Genomic DNA, 19,311 nt, shown 5'->3' on the forward strand with positions numbered 1-19,311 from the left:
GGACGACGCAAGCGGGGACGGTGCAAGCCGAGGCGCGCGGAGTCTGCGCGCCGGAACGCCGGCGCTGATCCTCGGCGTGGCGCTCCTTGTCGCGCTGACGGCCGCGGTGGCCTGGGGGTCGACGTCCATCCCGCCCGGCGAGGTGTGGAGCGTGGTGGGGCGGCGGCTCTCCGGCGAGGCCCCGCGGCCGGGCACGAACGACCTGATCGTGTGGCAACTGCGGGTCCCCCGCGCCTTGCTGGCCGCGCTCGTGGGGGCCGGGCTCGGCCTCATCGGCACGGCGGTGCAGGCGCTGGTGCGCAACCCGCTGGCCGACCCGTACATGCTGGGCATCTCCAACGGCGCGTCGCTCGGTGCGGTCGCCGCCATCGTCCTCGGACTCGGCGCGGGCGGCGCGCTGGGCCTGGGGCTGTCCGGCGCGGCCTTCATCGGCGCCCTGGCCACCTTCGCCCTCGTGTGGGCCATCGCCCGCCGGGGCGGGGGATTCGCGCCGCTGCGGCTGGTGCTGACCGGCGTGGCGATCGGCCAGTTCCTGTCCGGCTTCACCAGCTACCTGGTGTTGCAGGCCGGGGACGAGCAGCAGACGCACAGCGTGCTGTTCTGGCTCATGGGCAGCCTGAGCGGAGCGAGTTGGCCGGTGCTGGCCGTACCCGCGGTCGTGGTTCCGGCCGCCCTGCTGTGGCTCCAGGCGCGCGCCCGGGGGCTGAACGCCCTGCTGATGGGCGACGAGACGGCGGCCGGGCTCGGCGTCCACGTCACCCGGCTGCGCCGGGAGCTGTTCGCGGTGACCAGTGTGGTGACCGGTGTCCTGGTGGCGGTGTCCGGGGCGATCGCCTTCGTCGGTCTGATGGTGCCGCACGCCTGCCGTCTGGTCGTCGGTGGCGACCACCGCCGCCTGTTGCCGCTCTCGGCGCTGTTCGGGGCGCTCCTGCTGGTGGTGGTCGACATCGTCTGCCGTACGGCGATGGACGGGCAGGAGCTGCCGGTCGGGGTGGTCACCTCGCTCATCGGGGCTCCGGCCCTCCTGTATCTGCTGGACCGGCGTCTGGGGAACGGCAGTTGAGCCTGTTGAGACTGGGGAACGGCAGTTGAGAATCGACATCGAAGACCTGCACGTCGCCTACTCCGGCCGTACGGTCGTGGCGGGGGCCCATCTGGTGGCCGCCGAGGGCGAGATCACCGGCCTGGTCGGGCCGAACGGCAGCGGCAAGTCCACGCTGCTGCGCACCGTCTACCGGCACCTGAAGCCCTCCGCCGGACGGGTGCTGCTGGCCGGCACCGACCTCCGCGAGCTGACGTCGGCCCGGTCGGCGCGGCACGTCGCCGCGCTGCCGCAGGAACGGGGCGGTGACTTCGAGCTGACCGTCCGGGAGGTGGTCGCGATGGGGCGCACGCCGTACAAGCGGGCCTTCTCGGGCGATGACGCCACCGACCGGGACGTCATCGCCCGGGCCCTCGCCGACGTCGGGATGGCGGCGACGGCCGGGCGGCGGTTCACGACCCTGTCCGGCGGTGAACGCCAACGCGTCCTGCTGGCCCGCGCGTTCGCCCAGAACCCGGACGTTCTGGTGCTGGACGAACCGACCAACCACCTCGACATCCGTCACCAGGTCGAACTGCTCGCCCTGCTGCGCACCCAGCGCCGTACGACGCTGGTGTCGCTGCACGACCTCAACGCGGCCGCCGCCGTATGCGACCGGCTGCACGTCCTGCACGCCGGAGCCGTGATCGCCTCCGGACCGCCGCGCGACGTCCTCACCCCTGCCCTGCTGGCCGAGGTGTTCGGCGTACGGGCGGCCGTGGTCGACCACCCGCTCACCGGTGATCCACTGATCGCTTTCGATCACCGGGCGCCGGCCGGCACGGAGACGACCGGCACGGAGACAGTCGACGCGGAGACGGCCGCAGCGGAGACGGCTGCGACGGAGACGGCTGCGACGTTGGAGGCACGAGCCGGCGGGTGAAGGCGAGCGGGCAGGGCGAAGATTGCACCCTGCCCGGCCCGCGGTGCCGGATCAGCCGGATCAAACGGATCAGGCGGATCAGGCGGATCAGGCGGATCAGGCGGATCAGGCGGATCAGGCGGCGACTCTCACCGGCCCCGGATCCGTTACCGGAACCCGACCCGCCGTGCCAGTAAGCGTGCTGATCAGCACGGGAAACCAGCCAGCTGGTCACTTTCCTGAGTGGAGCCGGGAACTCACCCCGGATCCCCAGCGACTCCTCAGTCGGGGCTGCTGTCCGGCAGTCCGCTCATGACGATGAGGGGCGGAAGGGTGACACACCACGGGCCCGGTGCGGGACAGATTGCGGAACAGCCCGGTCACATACCCGTCGGCGAGAACCGCTGGCCGCTGGTCGCCGTGGCGGGCGTGCTGGCGTTCATGGCAATGCTCGACATGAACATCGTCAACGTGGCCCTGGCGGAGATCGCCGACGGTCTGCACGTGTCCACCGCGACCGCCCAGTGGGCCGTACTGGGCTACCAACTTCCCGTCGTGGCACTGCTGTTGCCGGTCGGCCGGTGGCTCGACGGTGTCGGGCTGCGCTCCGCCGTGCTGACCGCGACCTGCGGCTTCGGCCTGTGCAGTGCCCTGGCCGCCGCCGCGCCCTGGGCGGCCTGGCTGATCGCTGCCCGCCTGATGCAGGGCGCCTGTGGGGCGGTGCTGTTCGTGCTGATGCCCGTCCTCGCCCTCCGCTCCGTACGTCCGGAGCTGCGCGGGCGGGCGATGAGCGTGCCCGCCACCCTGGGCCCGCTGGGCGCGGTGACCGGACCGGCCGTGGGCGGGCTGCTGCTGGACCACTTGGGCTGGCATGCGGTCTTCCTGGTCAAGATCCCCTTCTGTGTGCTCGCCCTCGTCGTGGCCTGGCGGGTCATGCCGCGGGACGGCGGGCTGCGCCGGCCCGACCGACGGTCGGTGGTGGACGCCCTGCTGGTCGCCTCGGGTGTGGCGCTCGTGCTGCTGACGTTGACCCTGGCCTCGGACCATCCGTCGTGGCTCGTGCTCGGGCTCGCGCTCGCGGCGGTCCCGGCGCTCTGGTGGTGGCTGCGCGGTCCGGGCGGCCGGCCGGTGGTGGGTGTCCTACGGGCCGCCGGCCTGTTCCGGGCCCACGGCGCGGTGCTGTCCCTCGCGGCCGGGTTCGCCGCCATGCATTACGTGGTCGCCCTGCATCTGCAACGCGACAACGCGGTCAGCGCCACCACGACCGGGCTGACCGTCCTCGCCTTCCCCCTCGGCATGGGCCTGGCCGGACAGCTCGGCGGACGGCTCGCCGACCGGTACGGCCCCCGGCCGGTCGCGGCCACCGGCGCCGCCGTCACCGCAACCGGTCTGCTCCTGCTGCTCCCGCTGGGCGACGGCTGGTCACCGCCGGACGTGGCCTGGCGGCTGGCGGTAGCCGGTATCGGCATGGGCCTGAACGGCGGCCCCACCCAGGCCCTGGTCATGGGCGCCGCCCCACCGGACCGGACCGCGACCGTCGGGTCCACGATGCAGCTCGCCCGCAATCTCGGCTTCACCCTCGGGCCCGCCCTGGCCACCGCCGCCTGGGGGCTGACCGGACCCGGCGAGGGCGTACGGGCCGGGCTCGCGCCGGCCGCCACCGCCGCCTGTCTCGCCGTACTCCTGCTGGCCCTGCCCGGCAGAAAGCCCACCTCCAGCCCCACACCCGCACCCGTACCCGTACCCGAGAAGACGACCGACGCGGCGCCCACCGCCCACCACTGACACCACTGCCCCAGGAGTCACCCCCATGTGCGGAATCACCGGCTGGGCGTCCTTCCATGGCGACGCCCGCACCCGGGTCCAGGCCATCGAGGCCATGACCGCCGCCCTCACCCCGCGCGGCCCGGACGCGGGCGGCGTCTGGCTCGGCGAGCGCGCCGCGATCGGCCACCGCCGCCTGGCCGTCATCGACCTGGCCGGCGGCGTACAGCCGATGACCGACCGGCCCGATCGGCATGACCGGCCCGACCAGCCCGCCCGACCCGACCACCCCGACCGGCCGAACATCGTTCTGAGTTACAGCGGCGAGGTGTACAACCATCACGAGCTGCGGGCCGAACTCCGCACCCGGGGACACCTCTTCCGCACCCGCAGTGACACCGAGGTGGTGCTGCACGCTTACTCCGAGTGGGGCGAGGACCTCGCCGAGCACCTGGAGGGCATGTTCGCCTTCGCCGTATGGGACGAGCGTGCGCAGCGGCTGCTGCTGGTACGCGACCGCCTCGGCGTCAAACCGCTGTTCTGGGCCACCGTCGACGGCGGCCTGGCCTTCGCCTCCGAGCCCAAGGCCCTGTTCGCCCACCCGGAGATACGGCCCCGGGTGGACGCCGACGGGCTGCGGGAGGCGTACAGCCTGCTCTTCAACACCGGACCGACCGTGTGGTCGGGGGTACGGGAGGTCGAGCCCGGCGGCCTGCTCGTCCTGGACCGGGACGGTATCCGTGAACGCCGCTACTGGCAGCTGGAGGCCGGGGTCCACGACGACGACCGGGACAGCGCGGTCGAGCGGATCCGTGCGCTGGTCGGCAGGGCCGCCCGCAGCCAGCTGGAGTCCGACGTCCCGCTGTGCAGCCTGCTGTCCGGCGGCATCGACTCCACCGTCCTGACCGCGCTGCTCGCCGACGAACTCCGGCTGCGCGAAGGCCCGGACGCCCGCATCCGCTCCTACGCCGTCGACTACCGCGACCAGGCCGAGCAGTTCACCGGCGACGTGCTGCGCACCGGCCACGACACTCCGTACGCCACCGAGGCCGGTGCCTTCATCGGCACCGACCACAGCACGGTCGTCCTCGACCCGCACGCCCTGCTCGACCCCGAGCACCGGAAGGCGGTCGTCGTGGCGCGGGACTCGCCGATCGGGGTCGGCGACATGGACACCTCGCTGTACCTGCTGTTCGGCGAGATCCGCAAGCACTCCACCGTGGCCCTGTCCGGTGAGGCGGCGGACGAGGTCTTCGGCGGCTACCCCTGGTTCCACCAGCCGAAGGCACTGGCCGCGGACACCTTCCCGTGGCTGCTCGTCACCGGCGACGAAGCCGCGATGCCACTCAACCCGGAACTCGATCTCCGCATCGGGGAGTTCCGCCGGGACACGTACCGCAGCGCGCTGGCCGCCGTACCGCATCCGGAGGACGAGACCCCCGTCGAGCACCGGCAGCGCGAGATGCAGCACCTGTCCCTGACCCGCTGGCTGCGCCAGCTCCTGCACCGCAAGGACCGGTTGAGCATGGCCCAGGGGCTGGAGGTCCGCGTCCCCTACTGCGACCACCGCCTCGTCGAGTACGCCTTCGCCACGCCCTGGGCGCACAAGAGCTTCGACGGCCGGGAGAAGAGCCTGCTGCGCGCCGCCGGCGCCCGACTCGCGCCCGGCTCCGTGCTGCACCGGCCCAAGAACCACTACCCGGCCACGCACCACCCCGACTACAACCGCGGCCTGCAGGAACTGGCGCGCGATGCCCTGGCCACCGATCAGGTCCGCGCCCTGGCCGACGCGGCCCGCCTCAAGCCCTGTCTCGACACCCCGCCCGGCCAACTGGCGTGGGGCCACCGCCTCCGCCTCGAACGCGTCGTCGACCTGGCCCTGTGGCTGGACCACTACCGGCCCGAACTCGCCCTCTGAGGAGCCTTCGCATGACCCTCCAGGAACCCCTGCCGGCCGTGGAACCGAAGCCCCGGCCGGAGCCTCTGCCGCAGCCCCGGCCCGAGCCTCTGCCGGAGCCCCGGCCCGAGCCTCTGCCGGAGCCGCTGCCCGACCCGGTCCCGCTGACCGGCTGCCCCTACAAGAGCAACCCCTACCCCCTCTACGAGCGGATGCGCGAGGCCGGCCCGGTCCACCGCGTGCTCTTCCCCAGCGGCGTACACGCCTGGCTCGTCACCGGCTACGAGGCCGCCCACGCCGCGCTCAACGACGACCGCCTGGGCAAGAACCACGACCGCGGCAACGACCGCTGGCGCGCCCGCGCCTCGATCATGCCCGAACCCCAGCACTCCCAGCTCCAGGTCCACCTCCTCCACCAGGACCCGCCCCGGCACACCCGCATGCGGCGCTTCGTCACCGACGCCTTCACCCCCCGCCGCATCGAGAACCTGCGCCCCCGCTTCCAGGAACTGGCCGACGCCCTCATCGACGCACTCCCCGCAACCGGCCCCGCCGACCTGGTCACCGGCTTCGCCGCCCGCTTCCCCTTCCAGGTCCTCGCCGAGGTCATCGGCCTCCCGCAGGACCTGGCCGCCCGCTTCGACCGCGACTGGGGCAAGGTCGTCCAGCCCGTCGGCCCCACCGACCCCGGACGACCGCTGTACGAGGCCCGGCTGCACGGCCTGCAGAGCTACATCGCGGACGTCGTCGCCCACAAGCGCGAACACGGGGAAGACGACCTGCTCAGCCGCCTGGTCGTGGCCCGCGACCACCGCGAACTGTCCCAGGAGGAGCTGGACTCCATGATTTTCCAGCTCCTGGTCGCCGGCCAGGAACCGGTCACCAACCAGATCACCACCGCGCTGATCGCCCTCTTCCGCCACCCCGACCAGCTGGCCCGCCTGCGCGACGACCCCGGCCTGCTGCCCCGCGCGGTCGAGGAACTCCTCCGTTACGACAGCGCCTTCGAGCTGACCACCTGGCGCTTCTTCGACCGGGACAGCAACCTGCACGGCACCGAGGTCCCGTCCGGCGACTCCGTGATCGTCTCGCTGTGCGCTGCCAACCGCGACCCGCGCCGCTTCCCCGACCCCGACACCCTCGACCTCGACCGCAGCCCCAACCCCCACCTCGCCTTCGGCCACGGCATCCACTTCTGCCCCGGTGCCGCCCTCGCCCGGGCCGAACTCCAGATCGCCCTCGGCACGCTGCTCTCCCGGCTCCCCGGCCTCCACCTCACCCTCAGGGACGAGGACATCGAGTGGATCCCGGCCGTCCTCGGCCGCGGCACCAACCACCTGCCCGTCGGCTACGACCAACGCCGCTGACACCAGCCGCCGGCTGACCGGGGCAGGTGGCCGCACCGCTCGGCCGCACCACTCGCCCCTGGACCCGGCCGATCCACCACCTCATCCGCCCGACGGCGCCTGGCCGCCGCTCCGCCACGGCGCCATGCCGCTATGCCGCTATGCCGCTATGCCGCTATGCCGCTATGCCCGAACGTTTCCTGGAGGAACGACATGCCGCCGACCACCTCGCCGGACGCTCTCCCCACGCACATCAGCACCGCGATCCTGAACCTGCTCCTGCCGCACCACCGGACAACCGACCAGGCCCCCGCCTCCACCTCCGCCCCCGGCTCCGCCTCCGCCTCCGGCTCCGCCGCGAGGTTTCCGCATCAACTGCGCCAGATCGCCGACTTCGTACGCGACGACGCCCCCGTCTCCTTCACCCTGCCCGGCTTCCCCTGCAAGTCCCCCAACCCCGCCAAAGTCCTCGGCCACCTCCCCGACCAGGGAGAACGCCTCTCCCTCAGCTTCCTCAACACCCTGTGCGGCGAGATCGAGCGGATCTACCCACCCGGCGCCCGCATGGTCATCTGCTCCGACGGCCACGCCTTCGGCGACCTCATACACGTCCCCGACGAACACATCAACGCCTACGCCGACGAACTCCGCGCCCTCATAGCCCAATTGGGCCTGACCCGCCTCTCCGTATTCGACCTGCGCGACGTCTTCGGAGACCTCCCGCACGACACCAAACGCGCCCACCTCCACAAGCGCTACGCCCCCACGTCGGACGCCCTGCGCGCCGAGGTCCGCACCGACGACCACACCCTCGCCCTCTACCGCGGCATCACCCGCTTCCTCGTCGAGGACACCGCCGACCACTCGGGCACCCGCTCCGCCCTCCAGCGCGCATGCCGACAACGTGCGTACGGCGTCATCCAGCGCAGCCGCGCCTGGGGCGACCTGATAGCCGACCACCACCCCCGCTCCGTACGCCTGTCCATCCACCCCCAGCCCATCGGCGCCCTCAAGTTCGGCATCCGCCTGCTCGACGCGCCCGACGCCTGGACCACACCCTGGCACTCGACCGCGCTTCGCCGGACCGACGGCACCTGGACCCTCATGCCGCGGGCCAGGGCCGCTCAACTGGGGCGCCTGATCGAGCGCGACGGCAGGCCCAGCCACTTCGACCAGGACTGACAGGACATTGCCGGGATGTCCGGTCCGGCGATACCGGGCCCCATCGGCACGGTGCGCTCCCGGGTGGCCCGCGCCCGCGCCGACCTCACCGTCTGCTCAACGACTCCCAACGGGCCCATAAATGCAGGCGAGTTCGGTTGGGCTCCCCTACTGGACCCTACTGGCCCCTACTGGACACAGATGAGCGGCTCATACCGGATGGGGAAGTTCACCGAGCGAGCGATGAAGCACACCGCATGCACTTCGCTATGCAGTGCGCGAGCCTTGTCCGCCATCGACGCCTCGGCAACGGTCACCTCAGGGCGAAGCACGACCTCGGTTATCCGGCCTCCGCCCCCGCTTGCGTCCATGGTCATGACCCCGTGGGCACGGTCTTCGTAGTCGACAACGGTCACCCCGCCAACAGCACAGAGGTGGAGATACCAGAGCATGTGACACTGAGCAACCGAAGCCACCAGCAGTTCCTCGGGGTTCCAGCGGGACGCATCGCCGCGAAAGGCCGGATCGGAGGAGGCAGCGATGGGCGCCTTCCCCGTCGCCAGGACTTCATGGGAGCGACTGAAGGAACGGTAACCATCCGTACCTGAACCGAGGTTGCCGGTCCATTCAATCGCCACGTCGTAAGTGTGCGTCTCAGTCATACGGCCAGGATAGGGAGGGTCCGCCCCCCCACTCGACTGGCGCAGTCACGAGGGGCGCCAACGGACCCAGGTTCCCGTGATCGGCTCGCAGGGCACACCCCGAAGCCCGAGGTCAGGTGGTGCCGTAGAGTCCGGCCAACTCGGCGATGGCGCGGGTCATCTCCGTGCGGGCCTCGGGAGGGCCGACGACCTCGACGTCGGCACCGAACTGCAGGAGGTGGCGGACCGCCTGCACAACGGGGTAGACGACCTCCACCCGCAGCCACTCGTCGGTGCCGGCTTCGGGGACGGGTTGACCGCTGAAGAAGCTGCCGGCGATGCGGGTCACCATGTCGAGCCGCGCCCGGCGCACCCGGACGGCGATCGTCACGCCGCCGCTGCGGTCCTCCACCTGGCGGCGCAGGTCGTGCCAGACCTGGGTCAGCTCCACGCCGGTACGACGGCGCGCTTCCTTCTCGACAACGCTGACCTGCGACAACCGGTCGGTTCGGAAGAGCCGCGGATTGCCCTTGTGGTCGGCGATCAGGTACCAGGTACCGGCCTTGGCCACCAGCCCGTACGGGTCGATGGTGTAGGTGCGGAGCGCGGTCTGGCCGCTGTGGCGGTAGCGGATGCGCAGTCGGCGGTCGCTGAGGACCGCGGCGTACAGGGTCTCCAGGTCGGTGTTGGGGCGGGGTGCCGCATACCAGCGGTCGGGCTCGACGAGGATGCGGCGGCTGGTCAGTTCGGCCGCCGGGCGGTGTGGGGCGGGCAACGCGGCCATCACCTTGCGCAGCGCGGAGCCGAGCGCGTGGTCGAGGCCGAGCGCGGAGTGGGCGCTCTGTGACGCCAGCACGAACAGCGCACGCGCCTCGTCGGTGGTCAGGCCAGTGACATCGGTGCGGAAGCCGGCCAGGAGCCCGATGCCGCCATCCTTGCCGCGCTCGGCGTATACCGGGACGCCGGCCGCCGAGAGGGCCTCCACGTCGCGGTAGATGGTGCGCTGCGACACCTCCAGGCGCTCGGCGAGTTCCTTGGCCGGGACCAGGTCGCGGTGCTGGAGCAACAGCACTATCGAGAGCAGGCGGTCGAATTTCACCCGCGCAGAATATGACGGCGGATGTCATATATGCGCGTCAAGATCGCTCCCCATCGGCACCGACGAAGGAACAGGGCTATGGAGCGTATCGACATCGAGAATCTGGCCGCCCGCATCGAGGGGCCGGTGCTGCTGCCCGGTCAGGAAGGCTTCGACGAGGAGCGGACCGGCTACAACCTGGCCGTGCGGCACTGTCCGGAGGTGATCGTCGGCGCCGCGCGCGCCGAGGACGTGGCCGAGGCAGTCGCCTTCGCCGCGGCACACGGCCTGCCGGTGGCCGTACAGAACACCGGGCACGGCTTCTCCGTTGCCGCCGAGGACGGACTGCTGGTCACCACCCGGCGCATGGATGCCGTCCGCGTCGACCCGGAGACACACAGCGCTTACGTCGCCGCCGGCGCCCGCTTCGAGCAGGTCGTCCCCGAGGCGGCGCGGCACGGCTTGGCACCCTTGAACGGTTCCGCGCCGCATGTGGGCGTCGTCTCCTACACCCTGGGCGGAGGGCTCGCGCTGCTCGGGCGCACTCACGGCTGGGCGGCCGACCGGGTACGGGCCATGGACGTGGTAACCGCCGACGGCCGGCTGCGGCACGTCACCCCGGACACCGAACCGGAGTTGTACCGGGCGCTACTGGGCGGGCGGGACAACTTCGGCATAGTCACCGGCATGGAGTTCGGCCTGGTCCCGGTGGCCCGACTGTACGGCGGCGGGCTCTTCTTCGACCTGGAGCAGACCCCCGGGATCCTGGAGGCATATGGGCAGTGGGTCGCCACGGTGCCCGATGAGATGAACTCATCGATGGCGCTCATTCCCTTCCCGGACGATCCGCAGATGCCCGAGCCGATGCGCGGACGCCACGTCTGTCACGTGCGGATCGCCTTCACCGGCTCCCCCGAGGCCGGCGAGCGCCTGGTCGAACCACTCCGCCAGGCCGGCCCCCGGCTGCTGGAAACCCTGCGCGACATGCCCTACGAGCAGAGCGCCGACATCCACAACGACCCCCCGATCCCCATGCCGTGGGCCGCCGACAACGCCTTCCTGGCAAACCCGGACGGCGACACGGTCCGCACGATCCTCAAGCACGCCGGACCCGGCGCGGCGCTGCCGACCGTCGTGGAGCTACGCCACCTGGGCGGTGCGCTGGCCCGCCGGCCCACGCATCCGAACGCCGTCGGCCATCGCGACGCACACTTCATGATGGCGGCCCTCATTCCCTTGACGGACATCTCCCCCATCGACGCGCACGCCTGCCTCGTGCGCATGTTCAAGGACCTGGAACCCTGGACCAGCGGCCGGTTCCTCAACTTCATGGGCCATGGTGACGCCGCCGATCAGGAACGGACCCGCACCGCCTACACCTCGGACGACCACAGGCGGCTGACCGAGCTCAAGGCCGTATACGACCCCCGGAACATCTTCCGCCTCAACTACAACATCCCGCCGCACACCACCCCGTGACGTCGGCCGCTGGGAGACCTTGATGACACCGTCCTCCTTCTCCGCCGCCGTCGCCGTCGCCCCGACGAACAGGCACACGTCGCCACACGGTCCGCTGCGCCGCATCCTCGCTCTGGACGCGGCCGGAATGCTCGTGTTCGGGCTGGCCTACCTCCTCGCCCCCACTCCCCTCGCCGAACTGCTCGGCGTCGGAGAGAAACTGGTGCTCACCTCCGGCGGTCTGATGCTGACGATCGGCATGGGGGTCGCTGTGCTGGCCGGCCGTACTCATCCGCCCGCCGCCTGGGTGTGGCTCGTCATCGCGATCGGGGCCCTGTGGGTGGCAGCGAGCGTCGCCTCCCTCGTCCTCAACTGGTGGGACACCAACGCCATCGGTACGGCCTGGACCACCCTGCAGGCCATCCCCGTATCGGTGTTCACTATTCTTCAATTCGCCGCACTACGACGACGCGGCAGACCCTGACCCACCGCTGCCCGGCCCGCTACCCGGCCCGCGCCACCCAGCGAACCGGGCCGCACCATCCATTCCCGGAGATCCCCATGACCATGGACAGCCGGCCGGTGAACGCACCGGAATCATCCGTCACGTTCATCAACATCTTCGACATAGCCGCCGACCAAGTCGATGCGTTCGTCACCCAGTGGGAACAACGCGCCGCGCTCATGAAGACCAAGCCCGGTTTCCTCGACTCCCGGCTGCACCGGGCCTGTTCGTCGCAGACCCGGTTCCAACTCGTCAACGTGTCCCACTGGGAAAGCCAGGAGGCGTGGGAGGCCGCCACCGCGGACACCGAATTCCAGGAGCGCACCCGAGCCGCACGCGAGGACGTGCAGACACCGATCACGTCAAGCCCAGGACTGTACGACGTCGCCGTCGAGTTCTCCGCGTAGGCGCGTACGTCCGAATCACATCTGAATCAAGGAAGGCCAATCATGCAGACACCTCTCTCTTGGCTGGCCGACAGATACTCACTCGGACCGAGGAGCGTCCGAGTGGCGTCTCTGGTATCGGTGGTGGCGAGCATCGCGATCGTCGTAACTGGTGGAATCGTCCGCGTCACAGGCTCCGGCCTGGGCTGCCCCGAATGGCCCATGTGTACGGGCACCACGCTGGCCCCCACTGCAGAAATGGGACTGCACGGCACGATCGAGTTCACCAACAGGCTTCTCACCGGCGTCCTTTGCGTGATCGTGGGCTGGGTCATCATCACGGCTCGTCTTCAGAAGGCCCCGATGCCCTCCGTGCTCCGCGGATCCTGGGCGCAGTTCTGGGTCGTCGTCCTGAATGCGGTGGTCGGTGGGGTCACCGTCTGGATGCGGCTGAGTCCGTACATCGTCGCAGCACACTTTCTCGCCGCGATGCTGCTCCTCACCACCGCGGTGGTCACCTGGGACCGGGCCCGAAGTCATGAGGCCGCCGGGAGGGAGAAGGCGCCGCTGCCACCGCGTTGCCGCACCGCGTCGGTCGCACTGCTCGCCGTGAACGCCCTGCTGGTCGTGGTGGGCACTCTCGCCACGGGTTCCGGTCCGCATGCGGGCGACTCCTCTGCCGTACATCGCATACCTGTCAACTGGACGCTCATTACCAGCATTCACGGTGCATTGGCAGTGACGGTCGTCGGCATCGCCGGCATTCTCCTGTCCAGTCTCGGGAAGGAAGGCTCCGGACACGCCCGCCGAAAGACGGTGTTCTTCCTCGCGGTGGTCCTGGCCCAAGGGGCTGTCGGCCTGGTGCAGTCACTGACGAGCGTGCCCGCGTTGGCCGTGGGGCTCCATCTCCTCGGTTCGGCACTCGTGTGGGCCGGCGCTCTACAGGTGCACCTCGCCGTTCAGGCCTCGAATTCGAGCCAGCCGAAACTCGTGGTCGACGCCGACACAGAGTCCCCGCGGAGTGGGGCGATGCCTCCTTCATAGGTTCGCGAATTTCCCACGCCGGTGACGCCGGTGACGCCGGATCCGCCGAGTCCAGCGTCCGTGGCGCGCCGACATGGGAAATTCACTGCCGCAAGTCAAACACAAACACCCAGCCCGACTTTCGACACGTACACCGTCACTCAGGGCGATAAGGTCGGATATCTGATGAAGCCCACCGGGGTACGCTTCAACCAGTGGACAAGCTGACCTGACGTCTAGCGCAATGGGGGTTCGCCGATGAAGCGCCTGACCGGATATGCAGTCATCGGCTGTGCCCTATTGCCTGCTTGCGTCGCATGCACATCAGGGGAGGGCGGAATTACCCCTTCCGCTCTCCCCTCGCCCTCCTCCGCCGAGCCTTCACGTCTGCTTCAGCTTCCAGCACTCGATCTGGCTGACGACCCGCTCACCGAACAGGATGACTCGGCCCACTCGGGAAAGCGGAGGGTGATCGGAGAAGTCCACAACGGGCTCGACCGGATCATCATTTACACGACAGGGCAGAAGTGTGGTCTAGCGACAACCCGTAAGGGCGACCGCAAAAACCTTTCAGTCCATGTGCTTACAGCATGGCCAAAAGATGGCACCCACGAAACCACACGTCTCCCCTACGGCCCATACTTGAATTCTTCAGCTAAGGGTTCACACGGCACCTGGGCAAACCTTTCCTGCGGAAAGGATGCAATGGTCATGAAGTTCTTCTCCCCAGACATCTCCAAGACCTCGAAGCCTCGGGGTTCACTTGACGTGATCCAACCGCAGAACACTGAAAGTCCCGTCTCTATCGTCGTAGGAACAAGAGAGATCAGGGAGAAGCTCTCCGCCGCTCTTAAGACTCACTCATGAGTCATGGGGTGGCTCCGGATGAGCACGCAATGTGCCGGGTAGCGAATGACCCGTTGTAGCGGCGAGGTTCGCCGACCACATCCCACGTACGGCCATTCCACTCGATGCACACCCACGGCCCGAGGGGAGCGTCTCGCGTGACGACACGGTATATCGCGGTATGTCGTCGCCACAGCCTGCGCGACCGGTGCCCTCGACAAGACCCTCGACACCCTGCGGGCCGTTAAAGACCCCATCGAGCGGAACGCCATCGCGACCGAGCTGTTCGGTACCAAGGCCGAAGACCACGGAAACGCGCTGTACTCCCTGGATCCATCCAGCAGGGGGCCGTCGAAGCCTTCGGTACCTACGTCGTCCCGGCGATTGAGAAGCTTGGGACGACTTCAAGACCGGCACCGTACGCGTCTGGAACGCGATCGTCGACTGGGTCAAGGCACTGCCGCGGCGCATCGTCGACTTCCGTCTCGAACGGCGCGTGAAGAACCTCGTCGCCTCCCATATGACGGCCGAGGGACGAAAAATCCTGTACCGGTACGCAACTTGGCACCTCCTTCGCCGGCTTCGCCGACGAAGCCGCGGCAAGGAGGTCACCCACTACCAACTCGCGTTCGCACAGCAACATCTGCGGGCGGCCGTCTGCCTCCTGGACTGGCTCGAGAACGAGAACCTCACCCTTGCCACCTGCCATCAGGCCGACCTTGAACGGTGGATGACCAGCGAGGACGTCCGTCACCGCCGGGAGACAGGCCGCTTCGTGCGCTGGCTCCTGACCCAGAAGATCACCCGCGATCTCAGCTTCCCGGCCGTCAGATGGAACGGTCCCACCCAGGCGATGGACGACGACGCCCGCTGGGCCAGCGCCCGGCGCCTGCTGCACGACGACACCCTCAAGCCCCAAGTCCGCCTCACCGGCCTGCTGTTCCTCCTCTATGCCCAGTGGCCCGCCGCGATCTCCCGTCTCACCGTCGACCACATCGAGGAGACGGACGGAGCCGTCCGCATCCGCCTCGGCGCCGTCCCGGTCGAACTTCCGGCACCCGTTGCTGAACTCGCCCTCCAGCACGTCGCGGTCCGCCGCAGCCATGCCGTCCTCGCCCGAACAGCCTCACCCTGGCTGTTCCCCGGAGGCCAGCCCGACCGGCCGATCAGCGCCTGGGCCATGGGCGAACGACTCCGCAAACTCGGCATCCGGCTCGCGCAAGCCCGCTCGACCGCACTCTTCCAGCTCGCCACCGAGCTACCCGCAGCAGTCCTCGCTCGCACCCTCGGCATCGACATCACCGTCGCCGTCAAGTGGCAGCGAGCCGCCGCCGGAGACTGAGCCGCCTACGCACCGAGATCAGCCGCCGGACGACTGCGGAGCAAGCGTGAACTAGCGCAGGGCGAGGAGCCCAGCGTCCGTCGGCCTGAAACCGCACGCGTCGAAGTAGAAAGGACGCAGATGCTTCTCAAAGTCAACGTGGAACCATTCGCAGTCCGCTGCACGGGCGCCTTGCGCCGCGGCCGTCACGAGTTCGGTCCCGACACCGGTCTTGCGCACGTCCTGGGCGACCATCGTGTCGAGAACGAACGCATGGACGCCACCGTCCCAGGCGACGTTGACAAACCCTATGAGCCTGCCGTCATTTCGGGCACAGGCCCAGCCGAGGCTGTGACGCTGCACTCGTGTCTGCCAATCGATGTTCCCCTGAACGTGACCGAACGCCTCCGCGTGGAGCACGTTGACCGCGGCATTGTCGAAATCACCGCGCCACTCATACGTGATCGTCATGGGCCGCATCGTAGGCCGCGAGGCACCCGATCCAACCCCGCCCTCTGGGGCCCATGCCCCTTTCAGGCAGAGGCATTCCGAGGGTTCCAATACCCGACTCCACCATTACATGTCAGCGACGACTTCATGAACACCATGCCCCATAAGGCACTTGCGCCCGCGCTCGCCCCGACCTCCGCAGACAAGGACCGCTGGTGGCCGCCAAGCTCGACTACCAATGGCACCTGCGCAAAGTCATGGCTGACCGCGGGCTCAGCCTGAAGATCCTCATGGCCCTGCTCGACATCCTCGACTGCACCATGGACGACCTCATCGAGCCCGTCGCCGCAGCCGGCACCGGATCAATTACCCGGAGAAGGTGGGCTGTTGGCGCCGAGACCGGTGTCGGTGACCTGCGGCCCAAGCGGGCCCGCATCCGCGGTCTCGAGCGGTCGTGACCGAGCCCGGGCGCCCCGAGCGGGCCATCTCCGACCCGATCGGGCTGATCGTGGACCTGGTCGGGGCCGTCGAACGCCAGCTGGAGCTCGACCGGATCCGCGCCGTGGTCGTCAGCGTCGCGGGCGGCCGCGCGAAGTCACGCCGCCTCGCTTCGCATCTGGCCGAGCATCCCAGCGTCCTCAACGACTGCCGCTCGCCTGCCCCCAGGGCCGTCGGAGACCTGCTCATCGCCTTGCGCAAGGCCGGAGCCCAGGCCATCTCGCCGCCGTGTTGCGCCGAATGCAGCAGCCCGTCGCCCAGCTGGCCGGCACCGTCGCCGCGAACCGCAAAGGGCACGCGACCATCGGCGCCCTGGCCCCTCCCCATGGCTCTTCCTCGGCGGCCAGCCCGGACGGCCGATCAGCACCACACAGCTGACGCAGCGACTGAACCAGCCCGGCATCCGCCCCAACCCGGCCCAACGTCTCTCCGCGGGCGACTGGGCCACCTACGCCGCCGACGTCAGCCTCCGCATGAAGGTTGCGGACTGACCTGGCCACGACTGTCAGACCCACCTGAGACGATCACCCCATGCTGCAGGTCTGTCTGAACGGCGCCAGAGAACGAACCGAGTCTGCCCACCTCCCCGTGACCCCGCAAGAGCTGGCAGAGGCCGCCCGCGAAGCCGTCGACGCCGGAGCTCAGGACATCCATCTCCACCCCAAGAACCACGACGGCGAGGACACCCTCGAGCCCACTCATGTCGACGCGGCGGTCGCCGCCGTGCGGGCGGCCGTCCCAGCCGTCCCCATCGGGGTCACCACCGGTGCGTGGACGATGCCGGATGCACAGCAGCGAGCCGCACTCGTACGCTCTTGGACCGTGCTGCCCGATCACGCCTCGGTGAACTGGCACGAAGACGGCGCTACGACCGTCGCGAGCACACTGCTGGAGCGGGGCATCGGAATCGAAGCCGGTATCTACTCCGGAACACAAGCCGCCCGACACTTCCTCGCTTGGCCACAAGCGCACCGCGTGCTGCGTGTCCTGGCCGAAGTCACCGACACCAACCCACAGACCGCCCCAGACGCCGCTGCCTCCCTGCTGAACGAACTCAGCAGCACGAACCTGCCGATCCTCCTCCACGGTGAGGAGACCGCGGCTTGGACCATCCTGCACACAGCGGCCACTCGCGGGCTGGACACCCGCATCGGCTTGGAAGACGTACTCCAGCTACCCGACGGAACTCCCGTCACGAGCAACGCCGGTCTGATCCGGGCCGCGCATGCCATGATCCAGGCATTCGGACAGTTCCCATAACCGACGTCACCATCACGCAGGGCGGCGCGAAGATCATCGAGTTCCGCCCCCGCCTGGTCAGGGCGTAAGAAAAAAGCCCAGGTCAGCGGGTACCTGACCTGGACCTTCCCAGAGCCCCCTGTCGGATTCGAACCGACGACCTTCGCTTTACAAGAGCGGTGCTCTGACCAGCTGAGCTAAGGAGGCGTGCGGGAAGAGTGTACCCAGCCGGGGAGGGTGCCGGGATCCTGATTTTGGTGGGGGCTGGGCTACTGACACCGGGGCCGGGCCCGGGTAGCGTCACGGGCGGTCCGCAGATGGGACCACATCACTCCTTTTACTCGGATCGTCCGGCACGTTCCTGCCGGTGAAGGGACTCTCACCATGGCTACGGTCACCTACGACCAGGCAACCCGTATCTACCCGGGTGCCGACAAGCCCGCCGTCGACAAACTGGACATCGCCATCGAAGATGGCGAATTCCTTGTCCTCGTCGGCCCCTCCGGATGCGGCAAGTCCACCTCGCTGCGGATGCTCGCGGGGCTGGAGGACGTCGATCAGGGCGCCATCCGCATCGGGGACCGCGAGGTGACGCACCTCCCTCCCAAGGACCGGGACATCGCCATGGTGTTCCAGAACTACGCGCTCTACCCGCACATGACGGTTGCCGACAACATGGGCTTCGCGCTCAAGATCGCCGGCGTACCGAAGGCCGAGATCCGGAAGAAGGTCGAGGACGCCGCGAAGATCCTTGACCTGACGGAGTACCTGGGGCGCAAGCCGAAGGCGCTCTCCGGTGGTCAGCGGCAGCGGGTCGCGATGGGCCGGGCGATCGTCCGTGAGCCGCAGGTGTTCCTGATGGACGAGCCGCTGTCCAACCTGGACGCGAAGCTGCGCGTCCAGACCCGTACGCAGATCGCCGGTCTGCAGCGCCGGCTCGGCATCACGACGGTGTACGTCACGCACGACCAGGTCGAGGCGATGACGATGGGCGACCGGGTCGCGGTCCTCAAGGACGGTCTGCTCCAGCAGGTCGACTCACCGCGGAACATGTACGACCGGCCGGCGAACCTGTTCGTGGCCGGGTTCATCGGCTCACCCGCGATGAACCTCGTCGAGGTGCCGATCGCCGACGGAGGCGTGAAGTTCGGCAACAGCGTGGTGCCGGTCAACCGGGAGGCGCTGTCCGCGGCCGCCGAAAAGGGTGACCGCACGGTGACGGTGGGCGTACGCCCCGAGCACTTCGATGTCGTCGAGCAGAACGGCGCCGCCGCGCAGTCGCTGTCCAAGGAGGCTGCGGACGCCCCGGCCGGCCTGGCCGTGACGGTCAATGTCGTCGAGGAACTCGGCGCCGACGGCTATGTGTACGGCACCGCCGAGGTGGGCGGCGAGACGAAGGACCTCGTCGTACGGGTCAACGGCCGCCAGGTACCGGAGAAGGGCAGTCGGCTGCACGTCGTGCCGCGGCCGGGGGAGACGCATGTGTTCTCGACGTCGTCCGGGGAGCGACTCTCGGACTGAGCAACTCTCGGATTGAGCGGCTCTCGGACTGACCGGCTCTCGGACTGAGCGGCGTCTCTTCGGGGGAGCGGTCTTTCTTTGGTTGAACGGCCCCTCTTCGGTTGAGTGGTGGCTTTTCGGTTGAGTGGTGGCGGCGTGTGAGATCGGCGGCGATGCGGGGTAGGACTGACTCCGCATCGCCACCGCTACATCGCCACCGCTACATCGCCACCGCTTCATCGCCGCCGCTACATC

General features: G+C 69.2%; 18 protein-coding genes and 1 tRNA gene. 15 read left to right on the forward strand and 4 right to left on the reverse strand.

What is annotated here, in order from left to right; all coding sequences use genetic code 11:
* The first annotated feature begins 43 nt into the window (after nucleotides 1-43).
* From ACFY12_RS29770 to ACFY12_RS29795, 6 genes are all read left to right on the forward strand, one after another.
* On the forward strand, nucleotides 44-1,063 hold the full coding sequence (locus ACFY12_RS29770; RefSeq protein ID WP_390719125.1) for a FecCD family ABC transporter permease: 1,020 nt from the start codon (nucleotides 44-46) through the stop codon (nucleotides 1,061-1,063).
* Nucleotides 1,064-1,088: 25 nt separating this feature from the next.
* Nucleotides 1,089-1,964 (forward strand): ABC transporter ATP-binding protein, encoded by an 876-nt coding sequence (locus tag ACFY12_RS29775; RefSeq protein WP_390719023.1) that lies wholly within the window; start codon nucleotides 1,089-1,091, stop codon nucleotides 1,962-1,964.
* Nucleotides 1,965-2,276: 312 nt separating this feature from the next.
* Nucleotides 2,277-3,728: an MFS transporter gene (locus ACFY12_RS29780; RefSeq protein ID WP_390719024.1), complete on the forward strand. Its 1,452-nt coding sequence runs from the start codon at nucleotides 2,277-2,279 to the stop codon at nucleotides 3,726-3,728.
* 25 nt (nucleotides 3,729-3,753) lie between these two features.
* Nucleotides 3,754-5,625: an asparagine synthase (glutamine-hydrolyzing) gene (gene asnB, locus ACFY12_RS29785; RefSeq protein ID WP_390719025.1), complete on the forward strand. Its 1,872-nt coding sequence runs from the start codon at nucleotides 3,754-3,756 to the stop codon at nucleotides 5,623-5,625.
* Between the two features lie 11 nt (nucleotides 5,626-5,636).
* Complete coding sequence (locus tag ACFY12_RS29790; protein WP_390719026.1) at nucleotides 5,637-6,971, forward strand: cytochrome P450; 1,335 nt, start codon at nucleotides 5,637-5,639, stop codon at nucleotides 6,969-6,971.
* A 192-nt stretch (nucleotides 6,972-7,163) separates the two neighbouring features.
* Nucleotides 7,164-8,132 carry an L-tyrosine/L-tryptophan isonitrile synthase family protein gene (locus tag ACFY12_RS29795; RefSeq protein WP_390719027.1) on the forward strand — a complete coding sequence of 323 codons (969 nt, stop codon included), beginning with the start codon at nucleotides 7,164-7,166 and terminating at the stop codon, nucleotides 8,130-8,132.
* Between the two features lie 167 nt (nucleotides 8,133-8,299).
* Here the strand turns inward: ACFY12_RS29795 and ACFY12_RS29800 are convergent, their stop codons facing one another.
* Nucleotides 8,300-8,773 carry an OsmC family protein gene (locus tag ACFY12_RS29800; RefSeq protein ID WP_390719028.1) on the reverse strand — a complete coding sequence of 158 codons (474 nt, stop codon included), beginning with the start codon at nucleotides 8,771-8,773 and terminating at the stop codon, nucleotides 8,300-8,302.
* A gap of 112 nt (nucleotides 8,774-8,885) precedes the next feature.
* A complete protein-coding gene (locus ACFY12_RS29805) occupies nucleotides 8,886-9,851 on the reverse strand; it encodes a helix-turn-helix transcriptional regulator (RefSeq protein WP_390719029.1) in 966 nt (321 codons plus the stop codon).
* A gap of 78 nt (nucleotides 9,852-9,929) precedes the next feature.
* Here ACFY12_RS29805 and ACFY12_RS29810 point away from each other — a divergent pair, with 78 nt between their 5' ends.
* From ACFY12_RS29810 to ACFY12_RS29835, 6 genes are all read left to right on the forward strand, one after another.
* Complete coding sequence (locus ACFY12_RS29810) at nucleotides 9,930-11,309, forward strand: FAD-binding oxidoreductase (protein WP_390719030.1); 1,380 nt, start codon at nucleotides 9,930-9,932, stop codon at nucleotides 11,307-11,309.
* A 22-nt stretch (nucleotides 11,310-11,331) separates the two neighbouring features.
* Nucleotides 11,332-11,772 (forward strand): hypothetical protein, encoded by a 441-nt coding sequence (locus ACFY12_RS29815; protein ID WP_390719031.1) that lies wholly within the window; start codon nucleotides 11,332-11,334, stop codon nucleotides 11,770-11,772.
* 77 nt (nucleotides 11,773-11,849) lie between these two features.
* Nucleotides 11,850-12,200 (forward strand): antibiotic biosynthesis monooxygenase family protein, encoded by a 351-nt coding sequence (locus tag ACFY12_RS29820; RefSeq protein WP_390719032.1) that lies wholly within the window; start codon nucleotides 11,850-11,852, stop codon nucleotides 12,198-12,200.
* A gap of 102 nt (nucleotides 12,201-12,302) precedes the next feature.
* Complete coding sequence (locus ACFY12_RS29825; RefSeq protein ID WP_390719033.1) at nucleotides 12,303-13,223, forward strand: heme A synthase; 921 nt, start codon at nucleotides 12,303-12,305, stop codon at nucleotides 13,221-13,223.
* A 237-nt stretch (nucleotides 13,224-13,460) separates the two neighbouring features.
* Complete coding sequence (locus tag ACFY12_RS29830; RefSeq protein WP_390719034.1) at nucleotides 13,461-14,069, forward strand: hypothetical protein; 609 nt, start codon at nucleotides 13,461-13,463, stop codon at nucleotides 14,067-14,069.
* Nucleotides 14,070-14,544: 475 nt separating this feature from the next.
* Nucleotides 14,545-15,390: a hypothetical protein gene (locus tag ACFY12_RS29835; protein ID WP_390719035.1), complete on the forward strand. Its 846-nt coding sequence runs from the start codon at nucleotides 14,545-14,547 to the stop codon at nucleotides 15,388-15,390.
* A 51-nt stretch (nucleotides 15,391-15,441) separates the two neighbouring features.
* On the opposite strand, the gene ACFY12_RS29840 is transcribed toward ACFY12_RS29835, so the two are convergent.
* On the reverse strand, nucleotides 15,442-15,840 hold the full coding sequence (locus tag ACFY12_RS29840; RefSeq protein WP_390719036.1) for a GNAT family N-acetyltransferase: 399 nt from the start codon (nucleotides 15,838-15,840) through the stop codon (nucleotides 15,442-15,444).
* Between the two features lie 194 nt (nucleotides 15,841-16,034).
* Here ACFY12_RS29840 and ACFY12_RS29845 point away from each other — a divergent pair, with 194 nt between their 5' ends.
* Nucleotides 16,035-16,277, forward strand: a complete 243-nt coding sequence (locus ACFY12_RS29845) for a hypothetical protein (protein ID WP_390719037.1) — start codon at nucleotides 16,035-16,037, stop codon at nucleotides 16,275-16,277.
* A 571-nt stretch (nucleotides 16,278-16,848) separates the two neighbouring features.
* On the forward strand, nucleotides 16,849-17,577 hold the full coding sequence (locus ACFY12_RS29850) for a 3-keto-5-aminohexanoate cleavage protein (protein ID WP_390719038.1): 729 nt from the start codon (nucleotides 16,849-16,851) through the stop codon (nucleotides 17,575-17,577).
* Between the two features lie 112 nt (nucleotides 17,578-17,689).
* On the opposite strand, the gene ACFY12_RS29855 is transcribed toward ACFY12_RS29850, so the two are convergent.
* Nucleotides 17,690-17,763, reverse strand: a tRNA-Thr gene (locus tag ACFY12_RS29855).
* Nucleotides 17,764-17,940: 177 nt separating this feature from the next.
* Here ACFY12_RS29855 and ACFY12_RS29860 point away from each other — a divergent pair.
* A complete protein-coding gene (locus tag ACFY12_RS29860; protein ID WP_390719039.1) occupies nucleotides 17,941-19,077 on the forward strand; it encodes an ABC transporter ATP-binding protein in 1,137 nt (378 codons plus the stop codon).
* Nucleotides 19,078-19,311 lie beyond the last annotated feature (234 nt).

The organism is Streptomyces sp. NPDC001339 (genome assembly GCF_042895955.1).
Classification (GTDB): domain Bacteria; phylum Actinomycetota; class Actinomycetes; order Streptomycetales; family Streptomycetaceae; genus Streptomyces.

Excerpts from the sequence above, each read along its gene's own strand:
- ACFY12_RS29815 (WP_390719031.1), top strand. The coding sequence starts at position 11,332 with ATGACACCGTCCTCCTTCTCCGCCGCCGTCGCCGTCGCCCCGACGAAC.
- ACFY12_RS29840 (WP_390719036.1), bottom strand. The coding sequence starts at position 15,840 with ATGACGATCACGTATGAGTGGCGCGGTGATTTCGACAATGCCGCGGTC.
- asnB (WP_390719025.1), top strand. The coding sequence starts at position 3,754 with ATGTGCGGAATCACCGGCTGGGCGTCCTTCCATGGCGACGCCCGCACC.
- ACFY12_RS29790 (WP_390719026.1), top strand. The coding sequence starts at position 5,637 with ATGACCCTCCAGGAACCCCTGCCGGCCGTGGAACCGAAGCCCCGGCCG.
- ACFY12_RS29830 (WP_390719034.1), top strand. The coding sequence starts at position 13,461 with ATGAAGCGCCTGACCGGATATGCAGTCATCGGCTGTGCCCTATTGCCT.
- ACFY12_RS29795 (WP_390719027.1), top strand. The coding sequence starts at position 7,164 with ATGCCGCCGACCACCTCGCCGGACGCTCTCCCCACGCACATCAGCACC.
- ACFY12_RS29850 (WP_390719038.1), top strand. The coding sequence starts at position 16,849 with ATGCTGCAGGTCTGTCTGAACGGCGCCAGAGAACGAACCGAGTCTGCC.
- ACFY12_RS29810 (WP_390719030.1), top strand. The coding sequence starts at position 9,930 with ATGGAGCGTATCGACATCGAGAATCTGGCCGCCCGCATCGAGGGGCCG.
- ACFY12_RS29800 (WP_390719028.1), bottom strand. The coding sequence starts at position 8,773 with ATGACTGAGACGCACACTTACGACGTGGCGATTGAATGGACCGGCAAC.
- ACFY12_RS29860 (WP_390719039.1), top strand. The coding sequence starts at position 17,941 with ATGGCTACGGTCACCTACGACCAGGCAACCCGTATCTACCCGGGTGCC.
- ACFY12_RS29820 (WP_390719032.1), top strand. The coding sequence starts at position 11,850 with ATGACCATGGACAGCCGGCCGGTGAACGCACCGGAATCATCCGTCACG.